This is a genomic window from Polynucleobacter sp. TUM22923, assembly GCF_030295705.1.
Taxonomy (GTDB): Bacteria; Pseudomonadota; Gammaproteobacteria; order Burkholderiales; family Burkholderiaceae; genus Polynucleobacter.
Map to the genome: position 1 here is coordinate 1611967 of NZ_AP027274.1, position 15719 is coordinate 1627685.

A 15719-nucleotide genomic window follows, 5' to 3' on the forward strand; every position below is an offset into this window, starting at 1 on the left:
TTCTAAGCTATTCTTTTGCTATGCCTGACCCCAATAAATCCCTTTTAGAGCGCCTCTCTGAGTTTCTGACATCTCAGCCAAGCAGCCCCACAGTACGCCGTCAAGAGTTGATTGACACCCTCAGAGATGCACAAATCGAGGGATTGATTGATGCAGATGCCTTATCCATGATTGAAGGCGTCTTTCAGGTAGGGCAATTATCTGCTCGCGATATTTTGGTGCCACGCGCACAAATTGATTGGATTGATATCAACTTGCCCTTATCTGAGATTATCAAAAACGTCATTACTGCTGCGCATTCTCGCTTCCCTGTTTTTGAAGGAAGTCGCAATAACGTCATTGGCACCTTATTGGCCAAAGACCTACTTCGGCACTCCACTGAAAAAGATTTTCAGGTGCGAGACTGGTTACGCCCCGCAGTCTTTATTCCTGAATCTAAAAGACTCAGCGTTTTATTGCGAGACTTTAAAGACAATCGAAACCATTTAGCGATCGTGGTTGATGAATACAGCGGTGTTGCCGGCATCATCACCATTGAAGATGTGCTGGAGCAGATTGTTGGCGACATTGAAGATGAGCATGACATCGATGAGGAGGCAGACAACCTCATCGCTCTAGATAATGGGGATATGCGCGTTAAGGGTATCACTGAGCTAGATCAATTCAATCAGGCCCTTGGCACTCAATTTGATATTGAAGGTATCGAAACTATTGCCGGCCTCGTCATTCAGCATCTGGGACGCGTACCAAAAATAGGAGAGCGCATCTCCATCGAAGGTATCGAGTTTGAAATACAACGCGCCGACCCAAGACAGATTCATATCCTGCTTGCACGGCAGCTGCCAAAAAATACTAAGTAAGTATTACCGTGACTGATCGGCCTTTGCTAAGAGTGCCCAATAGCATTGCCCTGGCGATGCTATTCATTACCGGAGTGATGCTTGCTGGCGCTGCAGAGCTCCCTTATGGAGGGTGGATTCAGATTCCACTACTCAGTTTAGTGTGGTGGCAAATATCCACACAAGCAAACCCATCTATCAAAAAGCTATTTTTACTAGGCCTCTTTTTTGGCTTAGGTTACTTTGTACTTGGTCTGTGGTGGATTTATATTAGCCTGCATGATGTAGGTGGCATGCACCCCGTCATTGCTAGTCTTGCTGTCTTTTTATTGGCCACAGTGATGGCCTTATTTTTCTCGGCTGCCTGCTTAATTCTCCACCTGAAAAAAAGTCGGCATCTCAGTGGTCTCGTATTTGCCTCAAGCTGGGTGATGGTGGAATATATCCGCGAGTTTATTTTTACTGGCTTTCCCTGGATGGGTTTTGCAGAAGCTCAAGTCAATGGGCCTTTTGCTTGGGTGGCACCGCTAATGGGCGGACTGGCCTGCACTTTTCTTGCTGTCTGGGTTTCTTGGGAAATTTTTCAGCTTAAGAAGAATTTCTTTTTTAGCGCTACTTGCATTGTTGCTGCTATCACATTGTCACAGTTGGCCAGTCTTTGGAGCTTTACCAAGCCGACGGGAGAACCCCTTAGCGTGCGCTTGATTCAGGGGAATTTTAAGCAAAGCTTAAAGTTCAACCCAGAGTCGATTGAGCAGCAATTTGTTTTTTATACTAAGGCAATTGAAAGTCAAGCGGCTGATCTCATCATCACACCTGAGACCGCTTACCCTTGGCCCCAAAGCAATCTTCCTGGAGGGCTTCTTCAATCCATACAAGGTTTTTCAACTAAGAGCTCTAGCAATGTATTGCTTGGGGTAATTGGTGAAACATCCAACACACAGGGTGTTCAGTATTCCAATCGCGTACTGGGTCTATCTCCTAATACGGCGCCTTATCAATACGACAAATCACATTTGGTACCATTTGGCGAATTCGTTCCGCCTGGCTTTCATTGGTTTGTGAACGCGTTTCATGTTCCGATGAGTGACTTTGCACGAGGGAAGTTAGATCAGGCTCCCTTTAGCATTGAACGTTTAGACCAAGAAACACTCAACGCTGCCATCACGATTTGCTATGAGGATGTCTTTGGTGAAGAGTTAGCCTCCAGAATTCGCAAAAGTATCAAACCAGTCAATCTCCTGATTAATGTGACCAACCTAGCCTGGTTTGGAAATTCTCAGGCACCGAAACAGCAATTAAGACTCTCCCAATTGCGCTCACTCGAAACCGGGCTTCCCGGCCTGCGCGCTACCAATACCGGCTTGACTGCAGTCATAGGGCCTGATGGCGCTGTTCTGACAGAACTCAAGCAGTGGACTCAGGGCACTTTGAGCGCGAAGGTGCAAGCGTATGCGGGTACAACTCCTTATGTAGTCTGGGGCAATGCCCCTATTTTGACCCTTTCTGCCCTCCTACTGATCTTAGGGTGGATTCGTCAAAGACGTATTTAGGGCTGATTTCCAAATTTTCTAGCTTAGCCATGTAAAATCAACGCCTTAGCCAGGTTAATCATGCTTACTTTTCAGCAAATCATTCTTAAACTCCAAGATTATTGGGATCAACAAGGTTGTGCTTTATTACAACCCATTGATCTCGAAGTCGGTGCGGGTACATCTCATACAGCCACTTTCTTGAGGGCCATTGGTCCCGAGCCATGGAAAGCTGCCTATGTTCAACCATCGCGCAGACCGAAAGACGGCCGCTATGGAGAGAACCCGAACCGCTTACAGCACTATTACCAATTTCAGGTCGTACTTAAGCCTGCGCCAGAAAATATTCTCGAACTCTATTTGGGCTCACTGGCCGCACTAGGTTTAGACCTTCAACAAAACGACGTGCGTTTTGTGGAGGACGACTGGGAAAATCCAACGCTTGGGGCTTGGGGGCTTGGCTGGGAAGTATGGCTGAACGGTATGGAAGTAACGCAGTTCACTTATTTCCAGCAAGTGGGCGGCCTGGACTGCAAACCGGTTTTAGGTGAAATTACTTACGGTATTGAGCGCCTGGCAATGTATATCCAGAATTGCTCCAATGTCTACGACCTAGTTTGGGCAGATGGAATTTCCTATGGTGACGTGTATCACCAGAACGAAGTGGAGCAATCGTGTTACAACTTTGAGCACTCCAATACAGATTTACTCTTTGCTAATTTTACAAACTATGAGAATGAAGCAAAGCGTCTCATGGAAGTTCCACTAGCGCTTCCCGCTTATGAAATGGTTCTGAAAGCGGGTCATACTTTTAATCTATTAGATGCCCGCGGCGCTATCTCCGTCACTGAGCGCGCCGCCTACATTGGTCGCATCCGCAACCTTTCTCGCGCAGTAGCTCAAGCCTATTTTGACTCACGCGAAAAATTAGGGTTTCCAATGTGTCAACGCCCTTCTTTGCTCGCAGCCGATTGAGATTCCTAAGTCCACTATGAGTACATCAAACCCAGCTCCTCAAACTGCCAGTCTACTGATTGAAATTTTTACTGAGGAACTCCCCCCAAAATCTTTACGCCGTCTTGGGGATGCCTTTAGTGATGGTATTTACGATACCCTTAAATCCGTCGGCCTTCTTGGGGAAGACTCTATTGTCAGTGGTTACGCCACACCCCGTCGACTAGCAGTGCACATGACCGGGGTTTTGAGTCAAGCACCTGACCACCCTGTACGTGAAAAATTATTGCCCACCAGCATTGCATTTGATGCTGATGGAAAACCCACTGCACCCTTACTAAAGAAGTTGAGTGCGCTGGGTTATCCCGATATCGATTTATCCACTCTAGAAAAATCAGGCGAAGGTAAGAATGAAGCCCTCTTTCTGAATGTGATTGCTCAGGGCGCTACCTTAGAGAAAACCGCACAGCAAGCATTAGTGCATACGCTGAGTAAGCTACCCATCGCTAAAATGATGCACTATCAAGTGCTGCAGAAAAATGGTCAATTAGCAGATGTAGAATTTGCTCGTCCAGCACACCGTATTATTGCCCTCCATGGTGATCGAGTGCTGAAGCTTAGCGCCTTAGGTATTGATGCTGATAATCAGACTGAAGGTCATCGCTTTATGGCTTCTGACATCATCACGATCGCCTCTGCCGATACTTATGCTGCCGCACTCACGACTCAAGCCAAAGTCTTGCCTAATTTTAATCAGCGACGCGAATTTATTGAAGCCGCCTTATTAAAGGCAGCCGGTAGTGACTCAGTGCTGATGCCCGATAGTTTATTGGACGAGGTCACTGCCTTAGTGGAATGGCCAGCCATCTACGAATGTCATTTTGATTCAGAATTTTTGGAAGTACCTCAAGAATGCTTGATTTTGACGATGCAAACCAATCAAAAGTACTTTGCCCTGACAGACTCAGAAGGTAAATTAAGAAATCGCTTCTTAATTGTTTCGAATATTCAAACGGATACACCAGAGGCGATTATTGCCGGTAATGAACGCGTGATACGCCCACGTTTATCTGATGCCCGTTTCTTTTTTCAGCAGGATCAAAAAAGGCCGTTAGCCTCAAGGGTAGCCGACCTTAAAAAAGTGGTCTACCACAATCAATTAGGCAATCAGTTTGAGCGAACACAGCGTGTTCAAGCAATTGCTGTTGGCATTGCTCAGGCATTATCCGCAGATGAATCTCTTGTGAGTCGTGCCGCTGAAATTGCAAAAACAGACTTACTAACCGATATGGTTGGCGAGTTTCCAGAGCTGCAAGGCATCATGGGGCGATACTACGCCACCTATGATGGCGAACATACAGATGTAGCCTCTGCTTGCAGTGAGCACTATAGACCACGCTTTGCTGGGGATGCTTTACCAGAAACCCAGACCGGTACGATTCTAGCGATTGCCGACAAGCTCGAGACCTTAATTGGTATTTGGGGTGTGGGACTTGCCCCAACAGGCGATAAAGACCCCTATGCACTTCGTCGCCATGCCTTAGGAATCTGCCGCCTGTTATTGGAGAAGAATCTGGCCTTAAGTCTGCCTGCATTGATTGCACTAGCTCGTCGGCAGTTTTCACAAGCGGATGTTCAAGAAAAAGCAAATGGTGACGATATCTACGCCTTCATCATCGATCGTCTGCGCGCTTATTTGCGAGATCAATCTGTTGCTGGCAAGCCATTTACCACTGGTGAGATAGATGCTGTTTTAAGCCAATCCCCTGCCCAACTTAACGACCTAATGGATCGCTTAACTGCTTTGCGTGAATTTAACGCACTTCCAGAAGCCAGTCAGTTAGCCGCAGCTAATAAGCGAATCAGCAATATTCTAAAGAAGACTACTACTGTTATTCCGGAAAACTGTTCCAACGCACTACTGCAAGCACCTGCAGAAGTTGTACTGTTTAAAGCGCTAGAAAGTATTGCCCCTCAACTGACAACAGCTTATGCGCAACGGCAATTTGTAGTATTTCTCAAAGCGCTGGTTGCACTCAGCAATCCCATTGATCAGTTCTTTGCTGATGTCATGGTTATGGATCCCAATCCAGAGTTACGCGATAACCGCCTAGCCCTCTTGCAACAACTTCACCAGAAAATGAATCTTATTGCCGACCTCGGCAAATTAGCATGAGCACTAGCTCCACTAAATTAATTATTTTGGATCGCGATGGTGTGATCAACGAAGATCGAGATGACTATGTCAAATCAAGCGAGGAATGGGTTCCTCTTCCGGGTAGTTTAGAGGCAATTGCTCTGCTAAACCAAGCGGGCTACCAAATTACGGTGGCTACCAATCAATCCGGTTTGGCTCGAGGATTTTTCAACATCAATGATTTGCATGCGATGCATAGCAAGATGGAAAGATTACTCAAACCATTAGGCGGTCATATTGATAGTATTTTCTTCTGCCCCCATCTGGATGCACATGCATGCGATTGTCGCAAGCCCTTGCCAGGCATGATGAAAGAAATTGCTTTACGCTACAAGCAATCCCATAGTGCTAACCCGTTACTGGGCGTCCCTATAGTAGGTGACTCCTTACGAGATCTTCAAGCAGGCATTGCCCTTGGTGCCAGCCCCCATTTAGTGTTGACTGGAAAAGGCCGCAAGACTTTAGAGGCAGGCGGACTACCTGAAGGCACCCACATTCATGCAGATTTATTGGCTTTTGCAAACGCACTGATACAAGATAAGGTTTAAGAAAAATGGTCGTTTTACGCTCCACTCTGTTTGCCTTATTTTTACTGATTTTTACGCCGATATGGTCCGTGCTCTGCATCCTCGTGTTCCCATTTTTAAATCCTGAGAACCGCTATCGCTTTATTGGCCTTTGGAATAAGGTTGTCATCTGGATACTGAAACCACTTTGCGGTATCTCCTATGAAATTCGCGGTATGGAGAATATGACTGCGGTCCTCGATCAGCCTGTAGTTGTCCTCAGCAAGCACCAATCGGCTTATGAAACCATTGCTTATATTGCTTTGCTCCCTAAGCAAGTCTGCTTTGTCTTTAAGCGAGAATTGCTCTGGATTCCATTTTTTGGCTGGGCCTTGGCTTTGCTCAAAATGATTCATATCAACCGGGCTAGCAAAGAGTCAGCGGCGCTGTCCGTGGTGGGACAAGGGCGTAAGCGCCTCAGCGAGGGCAAGTGGATATTGTTATTTCCAGAGGGTACGAGAACGCCTACAGGCTCACATCAACCCTATAGCAAGGGTGGCGCAAGACTTGCTAGCGCTACCGAGGCTTTAGTTATTCCTATTGCGCACAATGCAGGTCGTTGCTGGCCCAAGAATAGCTTTATGAAACAAGCAGGCACCGTCATTTTTTCGATTGGCCCCGCCATTCCCTCTGCCGGCAAGACAGGCGGACAATTACATCAAGAAGTAGAGCGCTGGATTGAGGCAGAAATGCGAGTGATTGATCCTACTGCGTACCCGTAATTTACATTACTAGAGAATTAAGCAGTGAGCGTTTTAGCCCACTCAACATAGCGCTCCACTGAAATATCCTGGGCACGTGCTTTTAACTCAGACTCTGACAAAGTAATTCTGTCGGCGTAGGAAGATAAGTTGGTGCGCAACATTTTTCTTCTCTGAGAGAAGGCTGCTGCCACCACCTTCTCTAGGGCGCGCCACTGAGCATCATTCAAATCAAAATCTTGCCTAGGAATCATGCGCACAACTGCGGAGTTGACCTTAGGCTGGGGATCAAATGCTTCAGGAGGCACCTCCAATACCAACTCCATGTCATAACGTGCTTGCAGCATGACCGATAGTCTAGAAAACTCTGAGCCCCCTGCCTTAGAAACCATCCGCTCTACTACCTCAGCCTGAAGCATAAATACTTGCTCATCAATGACATGCGCTGCAGATACCAAATGAAAGAGTAGCGGTGAAGAGATGTTGTAAGGCAGATTGCCCACTACCTTGCATGAAACGCCATCAGCAGATTTAGCCTTAGCCCAACCCAGAAAGTCATATTGGAGTGCATCTCCCTCAATGACGTTAAGCCCTTTCAGGTCCTCTTGCTTCCAATATGCCACTAAGTCTCGGTCAATCTCCAGGAGATCTAAGTGATCAAGATTACTAAGCAAGGGTCTAGTCAGCGCGCCTAAACCAGGACCAATTTCCATGATGTGCATATTGGCATCAGGGTTGATGGCAGCGACGATCGAATAAATAACACCTGAGTCTTGTAAAAAATTTTGGCCAAAGCGTTTTCGTGCTTGATGCTTCATGTGGATATATTTCTATTTTTAGAATGGTGTGCTAATTGATAAGCCAAGCGAAGTGCCTCCAACATGCTACTGGAATCAGCGATTCCCTGACCAGCAATATCCAAAGCTGTGCCATGGTCTACAGAAGTTCGAATGATTGGCAAACCTAAAGTCACATTCACTCCACCACCAAAACTAACAAACTTAAAAGGTGCCAAGCCTTGATCGTGATACATCGCAATAAAAGCGTCTACTGTTTCTAAAGCGCCAGCATCAAACATCGTGTCGCCAGGATAAGGCCCGCTTACCTGAATACCTAGAGCCTGAGCAGCCTTGATTGCAGGAATAATCATATCGATTTCTTCATGACCTAAATATCCAGACTCTCCCGCATGAGGGTTCAAGCCTGAGACTCGAATCGATGGCATTGCAATTCCAAATCGAGTACGCAGATCCTGATCCACAATCTGGATTGTTTCCAAAATATAATCCTGACTTAACGCAGCAGGCACATCCTTTAAAGGTAAATGGGTTGTTACTAGGGCCACCCTCAAATCTCGCGACTGATGCAGCCCTAAAAATCCTGTTGGTAAGCTTGCACAAAGCATCATCACTACATGATCTTGTTTGCACAAATTGGCAAGGTATTCTGTGTGGCCTGAGAAAAAACTACTCCCCACGGGGAGGCCATCATTGATCACACTCTTGTGTACTGGCGCCGTTACCATGGCATCAAATCGACCCTCAAGACAAGCAGTCGTTGCATTATCGAGAATATCCAGAACATACTGAGCATTGGCCGGATCAAGTTGACCGAGCCTTACTGGCACTGTTAGAGGATTAGATTGAACATGCAAGCGGTCGCTGACCTCTGCAGGAATAGCCGTATTGGAAAAAAGGCTGCTATCCCCCAGCAGAGTAATTTGAACCTCAGACTGCTCTTTCAGAAATGCAAGTGCAGCTGCAATAGAAACCTCGGGCCCTACTCCTGCTGGCTCACCGGAGCAAATAACGAGATTAACGGGGGCTGGATGCTGGATCATCGGCATTAATGATCTTGACTGTCGCTGTGTCGCGCAATTCACGTAACCAGTCTTGATAGGCTTGGTCGAACTTACGCTCCCGAATCGCTGCACGGGCAAACTGACGCTGTTTCTCTATAGTCAATTGCGCCTCACGACGTTCAAGCACCTGAATTAAGTGCCAGCCAAACTCCGTTTTTACTGGATTACTGACTTCCCCAATTTGCAGGCGATTCATTGCCTGATCAAACTCAGGTACTAAATCTCCTGGCCCCATCCAGCCGAGATTTCCACCATTCGCAGCCGAGCCATCTTCAGAATATTTTTTAGCCAGCTCACCAAAGTCTGCCGTTTTAGCGCGCACTTGATCTCGATAACCCGCTAAACGTCTCTCGGCATCTTGGTCTGTTAAGCCCTCACGGCTCCGCAGCAAAATATGACGGGACATTGTCTGCGTCACCATAATGTTCTGAGGCGTAGTAGGTGTACCTTCTTGAGGAGCGGCTTGCTGAGGCTCAGCATTGGCAACTAGCGCACGACGATCTAATACTTTCAAGACATGGTAACCAGCAGGACTTTTAACCACCGCATTGGCAACCTGACCGCTACCTGTATTTCTAATAGCATCGTAAAATAACTGTGGAAGGCGGTCGGGCGTGCGATAGCCCAATTCCTGAAACTTAATCTTGGGATTATCTTTTGCAGCTAAGGCGCCCAACTGCAAGAAATCGACATCTCCTCGGGCATCCCGCAATAAAGACTCTGCCTTTTTCTTTGCCTCTGCCTGAGCGCCCGCTCCTGCAGCGGCATCAGCTGGAATAAAGATCTGCGCCACATCTATTTCTTCTGGCTCACCCTTGCCCGCTGGGGTAGATCGAGTAGTGCCTGTGCCTGTGCCTGCCCCTGCGCCTGCGACAGCACGATTGCGATCAGTAATAAAGTTATCAATTTCTGCATCAGAAATTTTGACTTTAGCCTCTACTTCACGTTCACGATACCGACTCAAAATGACATCGTCACGCAACATTTGTCGGTAACGCTCATAAGTACTGCCAGTAGCAACAATTTTGACTTTCAATTCAGCAAGTGAAAGTTTGTTCTTTACAGCAATGTCTCCGATAATTTTATCGAGCTCTTTGTTGCTTACAGAAACTCCTTCTTGCTCTGCATTTTGTAATTGAATTTTTTCAATAATCAAACGCTCTAATACAGTCTTACGCAACGTAGCAGCATCAGGCAGTTTGCCTCCCTGTTTTTGTAGGGCCGCGATACGATCATCAATTTCTTTGCGGGTCACAAAGCCGGTATTGACTACGGCAGCCACACCATCAATATTCCGAATTTTGCTTTCTACAGTTGGCGCAGTCTTTGGACTGTTTTGCGCCAAAGCGAACTGTGGCAGTAAGGAAGCGCCAAGCCAAAGAATGGCAGCTAAGGCTTGTTTGAATGAAGTGCTATGCATCATTGATAGTTCTCATATATTGAAGGCGGTATAGGCTTAGAGGTAGGCAGATATCCTGGGATATTTAGCTTCATGATATCAACTGGATTACTTCCGGCGCTACCAAAGCCCCTAAATTCAATTTGGAATAAAACCTGCGTGGTGGTAATTTGTGAAGTATTGAGTACTTGTGAGTAGGCACCTCTGAATGTCCAGCAGTCCCGCATCCACTCAAGCGCAACCAAAGTATTTAGTGTTTTTGTTGATAAGGCGTCGTAGCCCCAACGCCCTAGAACCGAAACCTCACGCGTCAAGGGCCATTGGCCGGACACGTTATATTGGTCGGTAGTGGTCTGAGCTAGCGTCGCTGGAGTGGGTCCAAAGGACTGTGTTGGCGGAGTCCAAACATTTCGGTAACCGAAATTAAGACTGCGGCCAGGCGTTGGACGCCAGCTACCACCCACGGTTGTTTGAACAAATTTGTTTAACTGGGTGTTGTACTGCCCAAACATATCAGCACTAAAGTTACCAAGTAGGCGTATCGATCCCGAGCCCAAAGTGTCAGAATAGGTACTTGGGTTAATGATGTTGCCGTTCAATCCCACTTTTTGAGGCGTGAACGACTGTCTTTGAGCAAGAGTGACGTTGGCACGCTCCGCGCCAGTACCCGCCTCAATCATGCGACTCGTGATGCCCCCAGTTAACTTGTTGTTGTCGGCAATGCGATCATTACCGACGAACGTGTTTTCACTAAAAATCTGGGTTACACCAAAGCCGGCATCGGAAGTATCAAATAGAGGTGTCATTGCCTGACTTTGATATGGGGTATACACATAATAGGCTCGGGGCTCCATTGTGAGCAGCATGTCACGCCCAAAAAATCCTTTGAGTTCTGCCGCATCTCTTTCGAATGACAAACCTGAATCTAAGCTCAGTGTAGGAATAGCAAACCCTTGGGGAGGTGGCGCACCCAGCGTTACGGACGTTGCCGCGTAGTTATTCGCCTGAAAGCTCACCTTAGGGGTCACGTAATAACCCGGTGTAATTTGAGGTAAGGCCATAGCGCCTTTAATGACTGTCCGGTCAGCCTGGCTATATAAGTAGCCTGCTGGAGCTGCCGCTAAATTACTGTTCACGTTATAGGAAAACCGCGTGTAATCCGTTGAGAAGGTGGTTACTGGCCCAGAAGGCAAAGCAAGGTACTTTCCAGAGGCATCGGCTACTGTGGGGGTAAGGCGATTACTGTAGCTCGCATTGACGTTCGGCAATATGTTGTAAGGTGACTGAACAGTCACCGTTGGATCGGGTTGCAAGGTTTGGAAGGTTAATGCTCTGGCAGATACATTCCAATTACTTAAACTTCCCGTCAAACCTTTCGTGGTGCCCACTTCTTGACGAAACTGGCTAGTCACCGCACCAGCGATACTTTGTGAAAAGTCGGTGGGATATAAATTGTCAGAAACGCGAGCGACGTTGGCATAACCAGTCCACGCCCCTGCAATTGGAATGCCGCCCATCCCCAATAAAGCGCCACTGAAATTTTGTCTTTGTTGCCAGTCATACCGCCAACGATCCGTGCCGGTTTTGCGATCGTACGGGAGATAGTCGCCAGCTAAGGTGCCCGCATACTGTTGATCTAGGAATTGGTACTTCGCGCCCAACTGAACACCACGTTGACCCATCACACGAGGTAACAATAGTAAATCTCGGTTTGGTGCGATATTGGCATAGTAGGGCTGAGTGATATCGATACCGTTTCTGGAGCTATAGCCTGCAACAGGCGCCAAAATTCCGGATCGACGCTCCTTGGAGGTTGGTGCTGTGAAATAGGGAACATAGGCAATCGGCACGTCGAAAAATCGCATTACCCCATGAGTGCCAACCATCTCTTTTTGCTCGTTGTCGATTTCAAGCGTGCTAGCCGTGAAATACCAATCTAAGTTTTCTGGAGTGCAAGTTGTATAAGTGGCTTTATCGAAAACAAAAACATCTGCAGTTTGGATCGTTAATTTATTCGCAGTGCCACTAGCGCGATTATCTTTAAGCTCATAAGTGGGTGAATCCATTTCACCTTCACGTGCATCCACCTTAAATCGTGCCTTAGGCCCCTTAAAAGAAGCGTTGCCTTTAGATAGCTCCGTATTGCCAACTAAGTTTGCTACATCAGAGTCAGGGTCGTATTTAATTTCATCGGCTTTAAGAACCGCGCCATTACGGCGAATTTGTGCGCGACCTTTTAAACGCATCTCGCGATCGACTACTCCATCTATTGAATCGCTGGAGGTAAAAGTGAGCGCTTTACCGTCTTCGATTGGCTTACCAACACGCAACTGGTCGTCTAATTTCAAAATCGTAACGGCACCACGATCAGGTATCAAAATAGCATTTGCAGAATTGCTTAATGACTGCGAAGTGGGTGGCAATGGAGTGGGTGCCTGAGCTGCCCCAGGAAGCGCAAATTGTGACAACACTACCCCCAACATTAAGCGCAGGGTTGCAGTACAAAAAAGAAGGGCACAAGGGCCGGCACGAAGGCGATAATGACTCATAGATCCAGACCCGCTTATTATACGAATCGACCATGACCGACTCCCGCTTAGATACCCTCCGAAACTGGCTAACAGGCCTTGAAGCTAGCTGGCAATTAGATATGTCCACTTTAGCCCCTGCATCTGCAGATGCCAGCTTTCGTCGGTATTTTCGAATTCACTCCAAAAATCCCGATTTTGGCTCTTTGATCGTAATGGACGCCCCACCCCAATATGAGCCCCTAGACGCCTTTTTGAAGGTAGATTTATTGCTAGAGGAAGCAGGTTTGTATGTCCCCAAAATCTACGAGAAAAACATTGTCGAAGGATTTCTTCTGCTTGGTGATTTAGGCAATCAAACTTATTTGGCTGCCCTGAATTCAGAATCAGCAGATGGGCTCTATCAAGATGCAATTGATGCTTTAGTAAAAATGCAACTAGCTAGTCAATCCGATGTACTGCCCAACTACGATCAAGCACTACTTCAACGAGAATTAAATTTATTTCCAGAGTGGTACTTAGGAAAACATTTGCACTTGCCCCTAACAGTAGCGCAAGACTTGCAAATTCAGAATGCTTTTTCCCTCATCATAAAAAATAATTTAGCTCAAGCGAAGGTCTACGTACACCGCGACTTTCATTCACGCAATCTGATGGTGACTGAAAAAAATAATCCAGGCGTAATCGATTTTCAAGATGCAGTGTATGGACCCATTACCTATGATGCCGCTTCTTTATGGCGCGATGCCTATATTGCTTGGCCCGAAGAGCGTGTGATTGACTGGGTGATTAAATACTGGGAAGAGGGTCGCAAAGTAGGCCTGGCAATGCCAAATGATTTTGGCCAGTTTTATCGTGACTTTGAATGGATGGGCTTACAAAGACATCTCAAAGTGTTGGGCATCTTTGCAAGACTCTTTCATCGCGACGGTAAAGAGGCCTACCTCAAGGATATTCCCTTAGTACTGGAGTACGCGATTGCTACTGCCAATCGATATATTGAATTAAAACCCTTAGCGCGCATCTTAGAATCTACTCGACGTGATCCAGATGCCTGATTCAACAGGAGCTAATGCGATTCCTTGTCTTCTTCTGGCGGCAGGCAGAGGTGAGCGTATGCGCCCACTAACCGATGAGACACCAAAACCGCTACTTTCTATTAAAGATAAATCCTTATTAGCTTGGCATCTAGAGGCATTGAATGCAGCGGGCATCCAAGAGGTTGTTATTAATCACGCATGGCTAGGACAAAAAATTGAGGATGCGCTTGGTGACGGGCATCAATTTCATTTGAATATCACCTACTCGCCAGAAAAGAATGCATTAGAAACTGCCGGCGGTATACGACAGGCACTGCCACACCTTAATACAGAGGATTACTTCCTGGTCATCAACGGGGATGTGTTTTGCCCTCATTTTCCGATTGAGCAGCTTTTAAATAAGCTCACCGTTTTACGGAGCACCCAAAAACCAATCTTGGCACACCTCATCATGGTTCCCAACCCAGCCCATCATCCTGAGGGGGATTTTGACCTTTTGGATTCACGGGTATCCGAAAATCGATCGGATCAGGGCGAAAAGCTGACCTTTTCAGGTATTGGCCTTTATCACCGGGATCTTTTCAAAAACCTAATAATCGGCAAATCAGCCAAGTTAGCGCCTTTACTAAGAGATGCCATGAGAGAAAATCAGGTGTCCGGTGAAAAATATACAGGACCATGGCACGATGTAGGTACACCGCAACGATTACAAGAGCTCAATGCAGCACATGAATAACAATCTGATCTACCAAGAACGTCGTATTGCCCTAGCAAAGCAAATATGCACCAAAACCGGTGGTGGAATCGCCATTATTTCAACCGCACCGGAAGCTGCTCGTAATCGCGATAGTGAATTTCCCTACCGCCACGATAGTGATTTCTTTTATCTCACTGGTTTTGAGGAGCCCGGCGCAACATTGGTTCTCAATATTAGCGGCAATCAACATCAACCCCAACTTGAATCTCACTTATTTTGTAGACCCAAAGATCCTGAACGAGAAATTTGGGATGGTATTCGTCTAGGTCCCCAAGCTGCGCCAATTGCTTTAGGAGTGGAGTACGCACACAGCCACCACGATTTAGATCAGAAGCTAAGTGAGCTATTGGCCGATCAAGAGGCTGTTTATGTTCGGCTATCCGAAAGTGCTGAAGCCGATCGTCGCCTGCGCCACTGGATGAAAAAAGTACGTCAACAAGCCCGTTCTGGCGTAAATCCTCCATCCGAGTTTCATGATGTTGAAACCCTTATTCATGAAATGCGTTTATTTAAAGACGTCCATGAAATTGACACTATGCGTCGCGCTGCGCAAATTTCTGCACAAGCCCATGTTCGTGCAATGCAATTTTGCAAGCCGGGCATGCGTGAGTACCATTTAGAAGCTGAACTACTTCATGAGTTCCGCTCTAGTGGGTCACAAAGTGTTGCTTACAACAGTATTGTGGCTAGTGGTGCCAATGCTTGCATTCTTCACTATCGTGCTGGCGCTGCCGAATTACGCAGTGGCGAGCTTTGCCTCATTGATGCAGGATGTGAATTGGATGGCTATGCCTCTGATATCACTCGCACCTTCCCAGTTAATAGAAAATTCACTGGGCCCCAACGAGCGCTTTACAACATTACACTTGCGGCACAAGAAGCGGCAATTTCGGCAACCAAGCCCGGCAATACTTTTATGCAGCCACATGAAGCTGCGCTCAAGGTATTAACTCAAGGCCTACTTGACGAGCAATTACTTAAATTGTCTGAGCTAGGTTCCTTAGAGAACGCCCTAGAAACTGCTGCCTACCGTCGTTTTTATATGCATCGCACCTCGCACTGGCTGGGCATGGATGTCCATGATGTAGGGTCCTATCGCGAAACACTGGCACAAGGGGTAAAGAGTCCAAAAGAGAACCCTTCTCGCATCTTAAAACCTGGCATGGTTTTAACGATCGAACCTGGTTTATACGTTCGCCCCGCTGATGACATTGATGAAAAATTCTGGAACATTGGCATCCGAATTGAAGATGATGCGGTAGTCAATGATGTTGCTTGTGAATTGATTTCTCGTGGCGCTCCAGTCGATGCAGATGAAATCGAAGCAGTGATGAAAAATAGTTAA

Annotated in this window: 13 protein-coding genes; 9 read left to right on the forward strand and 4 right to left on the reverse strand. The window is 46.8% G+C overall.

Annotated elements, in window-relative coordinates; translation table 11 throughout:
• Positions 1 to 20: 20 nt before the first annotated feature.
• The 6 genes from QUD86_RS08215 to QUD86_RS08240 are packed head-to-tail and all read left to right on the forward strand — an operon-like array spanning position 21 to position 6810.
• Entirely contained in the window at positions 21 to 860 is an 840-nt protein-coding gene (locus QUD86_RS08215) for a CorC family transporter (protein WP_286296561.1), read from the forward strand.
• Between the two features lie 8 nt (positions 861 to 868).
• Positions 869 to 2392 carry an apolipoprotein N-acyltransferase gene (gene lnt / locus QUD86_RS08220; RefSeq protein ID WP_286296563.1) on the forward strand — a complete coding sequence of 508 codons (1524 nt, stop codon included), beginning with the start codon at positions 869 to 871 and terminating at the stop codon, positions 2390 to 2392.
• A gap of 60 nt (positions 2393 to 2452) precedes the next feature.
• Positions 2453 to 3346 (forward strand): glycine--tRNA ligase subunit alpha, encoded by an 894-nt coding sequence (gene glyQ, locus QUD86_RS08225; protein WP_286296567.1) that lies wholly within the window; start codon positions 2453 to 2455, stop codon positions 3344 to 3346.
• A gap of 16 nt (positions 3347 to 3362) precedes the next feature.
• On the forward strand, positions 3363 to 5501 hold the full coding sequence (gene glyS / locus QUD86_RS08230; protein WP_286296569.1) for a glycine--tRNA ligase subunit beta: 2139 nt from the start codon (positions 3363 to 3365) through the stop codon (positions 5499 to 5501).
• A complete protein-coding gene (gene gmhB / locus QUD86_RS08235) occupies positions 5498 to 6070 on the forward strand; it encodes a D-glycero-beta-D-manno-heptose 1,7-bisphosphate 7-phosphatase (RefSeq protein WP_286296572.1) in 573 nt (190 codons plus the stop codon). The genes glyS and gmhB overlap by 4 nt, the downstream gene beginning before the upstream one ends.
• A gap of 5 nt (positions 6071 to 6075) precedes the next feature.
• Positions 6076 to 6810: a lysophospholipid acyltransferase family protein gene (locus QUD86_RS08240; RefSeq protein WP_286296573.1), complete on the forward strand. Its 735-nt coding sequence runs from the start codon at positions 6076 to 6078 to the stop codon at positions 6808 to 6810.
• Between the two features lie 17 nt (positions 6811 to 6827).
• On the opposite strand, the gene rsmA is transcribed toward QUD86_RS08240, so the two are convergent.
• The 4 genes from rsmA to QUD86_RS08260 are packed head-to-tail and all read right to left on the reverse strand — an operon-like array spanning position 6828 to position 12598.
• Entirely contained in the window at positions 6828 to 7607 is a 780-nt protein-coding gene (rsmA, locus tag QUD86_RS08245; RefSeq protein ID WP_286296575.1) for a 16S rRNA (adenine(1518)-N(6)/adenine(1519)-N(6))-dimethyltransferase RsmA, read from the reverse strand.
• Positions 7604 to 8629: a 4-hydroxythreonine-4-phosphate dehydrogenase PdxA gene (gene pdxA / locus QUD86_RS08250; RefSeq protein ID WP_286296577.1), complete on the reverse strand. Its 1026-nt coding sequence runs from the start codon at positions 8627 to 8629 to the stop codon at positions 7604 to 7606. The genes rsmA and pdxA overlap by 4 nt, the downstream gene beginning before the upstream one ends.
• Positions 8604 to 10073 (reverse strand): peptidylprolyl isomerase, encoded by a 1470-nt coding sequence (locus QUD86_RS08255; protein WP_286296578.1) that lies wholly within the window; start codon positions 10071 to 10073, stop codon positions 8604 to 8606. The genes pdxA and QUD86_RS08255 overlap by 26 nt, the downstream gene beginning before the upstream one ends.
• A complete protein-coding gene (locus QUD86_RS08260; RefSeq protein WP_286296579.1) occupies positions 10070 to 12598 on the reverse strand; it encodes an LPS-assembly protein LptD in 2529 nt (842 codons plus the stop codon). Before QUD86_RS08260 ends, QUD86_RS08255 begins: the two co-directional genes overlap by 4 nt.
• A 32-nt stretch (positions 12599 to 12630) precedes the next feature.
• On the opposite strand from QUD86_RS08260, the gene QUD86_RS08265 reads away from it, so the two are divergent.
• From QUD86_RS08265 to QUD86_RS08275, 3 genes are read left to right on the forward strand one after another with little or no spacing between them, the layout of a single operon-like run.
• Positions 12631 to 13635, forward strand: coding sequence for an aminoglycoside phosphotransferase family protein (locus QUD86_RS08265; RefSeq protein WP_286296580.1), 1005 nt, complete (start codon positions 12631 to 12633; stop codon positions 13633 to 13635).
• Positions 13628 to 14353 (forward strand): N-acetylmuramate alpha-1-phosphate uridylyltransferase MurU, encoded by a 726-nt coding sequence (gene murU / locus QUD86_RS08270; protein ID WP_286296581.1) that lies wholly within the window; start codon positions 13628 to 13630, stop codon positions 14351 to 14353. Before QUD86_RS08265 ends, murU begins: the two co-directional genes overlap by 8 nt.
• Positions 14346 to 15719 carry an aminopeptidase P N-terminal domain-containing protein gene (locus QUD86_RS08275; RefSeq protein ID WP_502928864.1) on the forward strand — a complete coding sequence of 458 codons (1374 nt, stop codon included), beginning with the start codon at positions 14346 to 14348 and terminating at the stop codon, positions 15717 to 15719. Before murU ends, QUD86_RS08275 begins: the two co-directional genes overlap by 8 nt.